This is a genomic window from Streptococcus sp. GMD6S (genome assembly GCF_000297015.1).
In genome coordinates, this window is sequence record NZ_AJRH01000289.1 from 1 (window position 1) to 6,840 (window position 6,840).

Consider the following 6,840-nt stretch of genomic DNA (forward strand, 5'->3'; position numbering starts at 1 on the left):
TGATTGTAAAAACTCATGGTCTCTCTCCAATTTTGTGATGTTACTATTATACCATTTTTGGGGGAATTTGAAAGACGAGAAATGTTCTTTTAGACTTGGATAACAAGAAATACTGAGTCGCAAATCCACCTTATTTAACAGGAAAAAAATTAGCTCCTAATCGGAGCTAACTTCTATTGATTATTTGTCTCTTGTAGCTACTTCCCCTAACTTCTTTAACTCATATTTCTCGTTTTAGATTTCTTTAAGGTTTTTATTATATGATGTAGAACTCTGTAATTGAAAACATTAGGTAAACAAACAGAGAATAATGTTCGTAAAAAAGGAGAAAAATTATGAAAAAAACACTATCACTTCTCTATTTCAGCTGGATATTTCTACTTTTGTCAGGATGTTCTTCAACAACAGAAGCTGAAACTAGCATTGAAAATGATACGGATAAGACTTTAGTTGTTTATTCGCCTAACCCTGAAGATCTTATTGAAGAAACAATCCCAGCTTTCGAAGAAAAATATGGTATCAAGGTTGATTTAGTCCAAGCTAGTACTGGTGAATTATTCAAGAAAGCTGAGGCTGAGAAAGAAGCTCCTGTAGCCGATGTCATTTTCGGAGGTTCCTACGCACTCTTCTCTTCTAACGAAAAGCTCTTTGAGCCGTATACTTCCCAAGAAAACGACCACATTATCCCTGAATATCAAAATAAAACCGGATTCTACACCCCTTATACACTTGACGTCAGTGTCATCATTGCCAATTCAGCTCTTACAAAAGACATTAAAATTGAAGGCTACAATGATTTACTCAATCCCAAATTAAAAGGAAAAATCGCTACTGCTGATCCAAGTAATTCTTCTAGTGCCTTTGCTCAATTAACAAACATGCTTGTGGATCAAGGGGGCTATGAAAATGAGCAAGCTTGGACATATGTGAAAAATCTATTTAGCTTAGTAGATGGGAAAATTGCTTCTAGTTCTTCAAATGTCTACAAATCAGTCGCTGACGGAGAAATGGCTGTCGGACTCACCTATGAAGATCCTGCATTGAAACTCTTAAACGATGGCGTTGATGTAAAAGTCATTTATCCAAAAGAAGGAACCGTCTTTTTGCCTGGTAACGCAGCTATTATCAAAAATGCCAAACACATGGAAAACGCTAAAAAATTTATCGATTTCCTTCTTTCTCAAGACATTCAGGATAAACTAGGAACTGAAACAACCATTAGACCCATTCGAAAAAATGCTAAAATCAATAAAAATATGAAAGCAATGACAGAAATCAATATCGCTACTGAAGATTCAGATTATGTCATCCAAAATAAATCAGCTATTCTTAAAAAGTACAATGATATTTTCACTAATATTCAATCGAAACAGTAAAAGAGGTTCACTATGAGTGAGATCAAAATTATTAACGCAAAAAAAATCTACCACGACATTCCTGTCATTGAGAATTTAAACGTTACGATTCCAAAAGGAAGTCTTTTCACCATTCTTGGACCTTCAGGTTGTGGAAAAACGACCCTTCTTCGAATGATTGCAGGCTTCAACAGTATTGAAGGCGGAGAATTTTACTTCGATGATACTAAAATAAATAATATAGAACCCAGCAAACGCAACATCGGCATGGTTTTCCAAAACTACGCTATTTTCCCACATTTGACTGTCCGAGATAATGTTGCTTTTGGTCTTAAACAAAAAAAGGTTCCAAAAGATGAATTAGTTCAACAAACTAATAAATATCTGGAACTAATGCAAATTAATCAATACGCAGATCGAAAGCCCGATAAACTCAGTGGTGGACAACAACAACGTGTCGCCTTAGCACGTGCATTAGCTGTTAATCCAAGTGTTCTCCTCATGGACGAGCCACTTAGTAACCTGGATGCGAAACTTCGCTTAGATATGCGCCAAGTTATTCGAGAAATTCAACACGAAGTGGGAATTACAACTGTATATGTGACCCACGATCAAGAAGAAGCGATGGCTATTTCAGACCAGATTGCCGTTATGAAAGATGGGATCATCCAACAAGTCGGACGACCAAAAGAACTCTATCATAAACCAGCTAATGAGTTTGTGGCAACCTTTATTGGACGCACAAATCTCATCCCAGCCAAACTACAAAAAAAGAGCGACAGTGCTTATATCGTCTTCTCAGATGGCTATGCCCTCCCTATGCCAGCTCTTGATCAAGCTAAGGAACAAGCTGTTCTTGTGAGTATCCGTCCCGAAGAGTTTATCAAAGATGAATCTGGAGATATTGAAGGAATCATTTCCGATAGTGTTTATCTTGGACTCACCACTGAATATTTTGTAGAGACTGCATTTTCTTCAAAAATACAGGTCAGCGAAGAATCAACTTTTGAAGAAGATCTTCAAAAAGGGGATCGAATTCGTCTACGAATCAATACTCAAAAGTTAAATGTCTTTTCTGCAGATGGTTCCCAAAATCTTATTACAGGAGTTGGCTATGAAAGGTAAAAAACTAAATATTTGGACAGCCTCCTCATTCTTCATCTTTCTTACCTATCTTATTTTTCTTGTTTATCCAATTATTATTGTACTCAAGCAAGCACTCATACATGAAGGTCAATTCTCACTCGCTAATTTTGAAGATTTCTTTAGTAAATCCTATTACTCTGAGACACTAGTAAACAGTTTTAACGTCTCCATTACTTCTACTGTAACTTCCCTAGTTTTAGGGACTTTATTAGCTTACCTCTTTTCTATATATGACTTCAAAGGAAAGAAATTTTTACAGATATTGATTATCATAGCATCCATGTCAGCTCCCTTTGTAGGTGCCTATTCTTGGATTCTACTTCTTGGTAGAAACGGAGTTATTACAAAATTTCTAACCAACACACTCCATTTGCCTGCTTTTGATATTTATGGCTTCAAAGGAATTGTACTTGTGTTTACACTTCAGCTATTCCCATTAGTTTTTCTATACGTGGCTGGAGCAATGAAAAGGATTGACCATTCCCTTCTTGAAGCCGCTGAAAGTATGGGGGTAATCGGATTCAAACGTATGGTAACAGTTGTTTTGCCTCTTTTAGTTCCAACTTTACTTGCTGCTACGCTACTTGTATTTATGAGAGCATTCTCCGACTTCGGAACTCCTATGTTAATTGGTGAAGGATATCGGACTTTCCCTGTTTTAATTTATAATCAATTCATTAGTGAGGTTGGCGGAAATTCTGCATTTGCATCTGCTTTAGCAATCATGGCGATTATCATTGCTTTAACAATCTTCCTCATCCAAAAATATATTTCAAATCGCTATAGTTTCAGCATGAATTCGCTCCATCCAATTGAGCCGAAAAAAACTACAAAAGGAAAAATGGCTGCTATTTATGCAACAGTCTACGGAATTATCTTGTTCTCTGTTCTACCTCAAGTCTACTTGATTTATACCTCTTTCCTAAAAACATCAGGTATGGTATTTGTCAAAGGCTATTCTCTAAATAGTTACAAAATTGCCTTCAATCGTATGGGATCTGCTATTTTTAATACGATTCGCATTCCTTTGATTGCTTTAATTCTTGTTGTTTTATTTGCAACGGTTATCTCCTACCTAGCTGTTAGAAAACGAAATTTGTTTACAAACTTAATTGATAGCCTTAGTATGGTACCTTATATTGTGCCAGGAACTGTTCTAGGTATTGCCTTCATTTCTTCATTCAATACTGGTCTTTTTGGAAGCGGATTTCTGATGATTACAGGAACAGCCTTTATATTGATTATCTCCTTATCTGTCCGAAGACTCCCTTATACAATCCGCTCATCTGTTGCTAGCTTGCAACAAATAACACCTAGCATTGAAGAAGCCGCTGAGAGTTTAGGAAGTAGCCGTCTCAATACTTTCAGTAAAATCACTGTTCCAATGATGTTACCCGGTATTATTTCTGGATCTATTCTATCATGGGTAACAATGATTTCAGAACTCTCTACTTCTATCCTGCTATATAATTCCAAAACAAAAACTATGACCGTAGCAATCTATACAGAGGTTCTCAGAGGAAATTATGGTGTAGCCGCAGCTTTATCCACGATTTTATCTATCCTAACAGTCGCTTCCTTACTATTATTCATGAAAATCTCTAAAAGCAATAACATTACACTCTAATTTTTCCCTATCAAAAACAGCCGAAAGGATGATCCTAGGCTGTTTTTCTAATCTCTTATCACAATACATGACCCGAAGTTCTGATGAACGTATTTACTGATTAAATAGAATTTTCTTCCATCTTCTCACGTCCCAGTTCCCGATAGCTACGGTCACCGACGATTTCAACAGTAAACTGACCGTTCTCGTATTCTAGAATGGTCACACTACCATTATCTAGACCATGCGGATGCATGCCATTAATGAGATAAACCATCGTACCAATGGTCATCCCGTGGCTAACAACCAAGGCATTGCCACCACCTTGTTCTTCCATTTCTTTGGCAATCGTTTCAAAACCTTCTCTAATTCGGCCACTAAGTTTTTCCCAACCTTCAGCCCAACCAGCAGTATCAACCTCTACCAAACCTTCAGCTAGCTCTGCATAGGATAACTGATGAACATGATCCACCTTGAAAACACGAGGAATGACCCCCATAAAGAGGTCTCCATCATAGGCCCCATCAAAACTACCAAAGCACCACTCACGGATTCGCTTATCCATGCGGTAAGGGATTTTCCCTTGTAAACCCAGTTCTTCTAGGATAATTCCCATGGTCTGAATGGTACGCCCTGAATCACTGGAATAAGCTCGGTCAAACTGCAAACCAGACTCTCTCAAGCCAATTCCCAACTCATGAATTCCCAACTCACCTTCTGCAGTTAGAGGCGTATCACTCCATCCTTGAGCACGTCCAATCGTGTTAAACATGGTTTTCCCATGACGGACTAAGTACAATCTTACTTTAGACATTTTCTATCCTCCATTTTCTTCTATTATATCATGGATCAAAGAAATATTTGGCTTTCAAAAGCAAAGCTCCTTCTCCTAATTTTGCCACAAGAAAAGCTACCCTCACGGTAGCTTCCCTAGGAGATTATTATGAAAAAGTTTAGGATTTCTATTAAATAAAGTTAGGAGGTCTTTATTTAATGATTATAGTATACACAGTCATCCTTAAACTCAACTTAAATCCTCTCACTTTTTTATTAATTTTTAAAACTATGGATTGGAGCTGGGATTTGGCCACCACGAGAGATGAAATCAACAGACGAAGCTCCGTTGACCTTCATAACTGGAGCTGTTCCTAGCAAACCACCAAACTCAATCATATCGCCTTCTTTGCCCTTTGGAATAATACGAACAGCCGTTGTTTTCATGTTAATCACACCAATGGCCGCCTCATCCGCAATCATAGCTGCAATGGTTTCAGCAGGCGTATCTTCTGGAATGGCAATCATATCCAGCCCAACAGAACAGATAGCCGTCATGGCTTCTAGTTTCTCTAAATTCAGAGAGCCATTTTGCACCGCAGCAATCATTCCCTCATCTTCAGAGACAGGGATAAAAGCCCCTGACAAGCCACCAACCTGGTTACAAGCCATGACTCCGCCCTTCTTAACTTGGTCATTCAAAAGAGCAAGGGCAGCCGTCGTCCCATGCGTACCAACTGTTTCTAGGCCCATTTCCTCAAGGACACGAGCCACAGAATCGCCAACTGCAGGAGTTGGTGCCAAGCTTAGGTCTACAATCCCAAAGTCAACTCCAAGTCTCTCACTAGCCATCTGACCAACTAATTGACCGATACGAGTAATCTTGAAGGCCGTTTTCTTGACTGTTTCCGCTACTACATCAAAGCTCTGTCCACGAACCTTTTCCAAGGCACGCTTGACCACACCAGGACCCGAAACCCCGACATTGATGATAACATCTGCTTCCCCAACACCATGGAAAGCCCCTGCCATAAAAGGATTGTCCTCAACAGCATTAGCAAATACGACCAACTTGGCCGCACCCATATCTGATAAGTTCGCTGTTTCCTTGATGATACGTCCCATATCTGCAACTGCAGTCATGTTGATGCCTGACTTAGTTGAGCCAATGTTAACAGACGAACAAACCTTGTCGGTCTCAGCTAGAGCGCGTGGGATAGAATTGACGAGAATCTCATCTCCTTTTTGGTAGCCTTTTTGTACCAAGGCAGAGAATCCACCAATAAAGTCAACACCAATCTCCTTGGCAGCCTTATCAAGAGCCTTTGCCAAAACAAGATAGTCTGTCGCATCAGTCGCAGCACCAATTAAAGAAATCGGAGTCACCGATACCCGTTTATTAACAATAGGAATCCCAAGTTCTGCAGCAATTTCATCTCCTACAGCCACTAGATTTGCAGCTTTAGTGGTAATTTTTTGGTAAATCTTTTCAGCAGCATGATTGATATCTGGATCAATACAGTCCAAAAGGGAAATCCCCATGGTGATGGTTCTGATATCGAAGTTCTGCTCCTCGATCATGGCAATGGTTTCTGTAACTTGTCTAATATCCATAGCCACCTCCTAGATATTATACATAGCGTCAAAAATCGCCGCACTTTGAATATTGATTTTGACATTCAAGGTCTGACCGAAAGTTTCAAACTCATTTCGTAGATAAGTGAAATCCTGTTTTTCGTCACTAGAAACGACCGCCATCATAGTAAAGTATTCATCTAACACCGTCTGAGAAATATCGTCAATATTCAAACCCAACTCTGCAATCTTAGTAGACACGCCAGCAACAATCCCAGACTTGTCCTTACCAACCACTGTAATAATAGCCTTCATCCTTATACCCCATTTCTATGATTTTTAGAAAACCTGAACGTTTTTGATTTTCTTTTTTCCTAGTATAGC

Annotated in this window: 6 protein-coding genes; 3 read left to right on the forward strand and 3 right to left on the reverse strand. The window is 38.9% G+C overall.

Going from position 1 to position 6,840, the window contains the following annotated elements; genetic code table 11:
• The first annotated feature begins 335 nt into the window (after positions 1–335).
• Genes GMD6S_RS10730 through GMD6S_RS10740 form a run of 3 tightly spaced genes read left to right on the forward strand, consistent with a single transcriptional unit; the run spans position 336 to position 4,128 of the window.
• Complete coding sequence (locus GMD6S_RS10730; protein WP_000753272.1) at positions 336–1,376, forward strand: ABC transporter substrate-binding protein; 1,041 nt, start codon at positions 336–338, stop codon at positions 1,374–1,376.
• Between the two features lie 12 nt (positions 1,377–1,388).
• Positions 1,389–2,480, forward strand: coding sequence for an ABC transporter ATP-binding protein (locus GMD6S_RS10735; RefSeq protein ID WP_001289677.1), 1,092 nt, complete (start codon positions 1,389–1,391; stop codon positions 2,478–2,480).
• Positions 2,470–4,128: an ABC transporter permease gene (locus GMD6S_RS10740; protein WP_000676642.1), complete on the forward strand. Its 1,659-nt coding sequence runs from the start codon at positions 2,470–2,472 to the stop codon at positions 4,126–4,128. The genes GMD6S_RS10735 and GMD6S_RS10740 overlap by 11 nt, the downstream gene beginning before the upstream one ends.
• Positions 4,129–4,228: 100 nt before the next feature.
• Here the strand turns inward: GMD6S_RS10740 and GMD6S_RS10745 are convergent, their stop codons facing one another.
• From GMD6S_RS10745 to GMD6S_RS10755, 3 genes are all read right to left on the reverse strand, one after another.
• Positions 4,229–4,921 carry a histidine phosphatase family protein gene (locus GMD6S_RS10745; RefSeq protein ID WP_000049290.1) on the reverse strand — a complete coding sequence of 231 codons (693 nt, stop codon included), beginning with the start codon at positions 4,919–4,921 and terminating at the stop codon, positions 4,229–4,231.
• 236 nt (positions 4,922–5,157) lie between these two features.
• Complete coding sequence (locus GMD6S_RS10750; RefSeq protein WP_000354885.1) at positions 5,158–6,495, reverse strand: PFL family protein; 1,338 nt, start codon at positions 6,493–6,495, stop codon at positions 5,158–5,160.
• Between the two features lie 9 nt (positions 6,496–6,504).
• A complete protein-coding gene (locus GMD6S_RS10755; protein WP_000644133.1) occupies positions 6,505–6,771 on the reverse strand; it encodes an ACT domain-containing protein in 267 nt (88 codons plus the stop codon).
• Positions 6,772–6,840: the final 69 nt, after the last annotated feature.

Excerpts from the sequence above, each read along its gene's own strand:
- GMD6S_RS10750 (WP_000354885.1), bottom strand. The coding sequence starts at position 6,495 with ATGGATATTAGACAAGTTACAGAAACCATTGCCATGATCGAGGAGCAG.
- GMD6S_RS10740 (WP_000676642.1), top strand. The coding sequence starts at position 2,470 with ATGAAAGGTAAAAAACTAAATATTTGGACAGCCTCCTCATTCTTCATC.
- GMD6S_RS10730 (WP_000753272.1), top strand. The coding sequence starts at position 336 with ATGAAAAAAACACTATCACTTCTCTATTTCAGCTGGATATTTCTACTT.
- GMD6S_RS10755 (WP_000644133.1), bottom strand. The coding sequence starts at position 6,771 with ATGAAGGCTATTATTACAGTGGTTGGTAAGGACAAGTCTGGGATTGTT.
- GMD6S_RS10735 (WP_001289677.1), top strand. The coding sequence starts at position 1,389 with ATGAGTGAGATCAAAATTATTAACGCAAAAAAAATCTACCACGACATT.
- GMD6S_RS10745 (WP_000049290.1), bottom strand. The coding sequence starts at position 4,921 with ATGTCTAAAGTAAGATTGTACTTAGTCCGTCATGGGAAAACCATGTTT.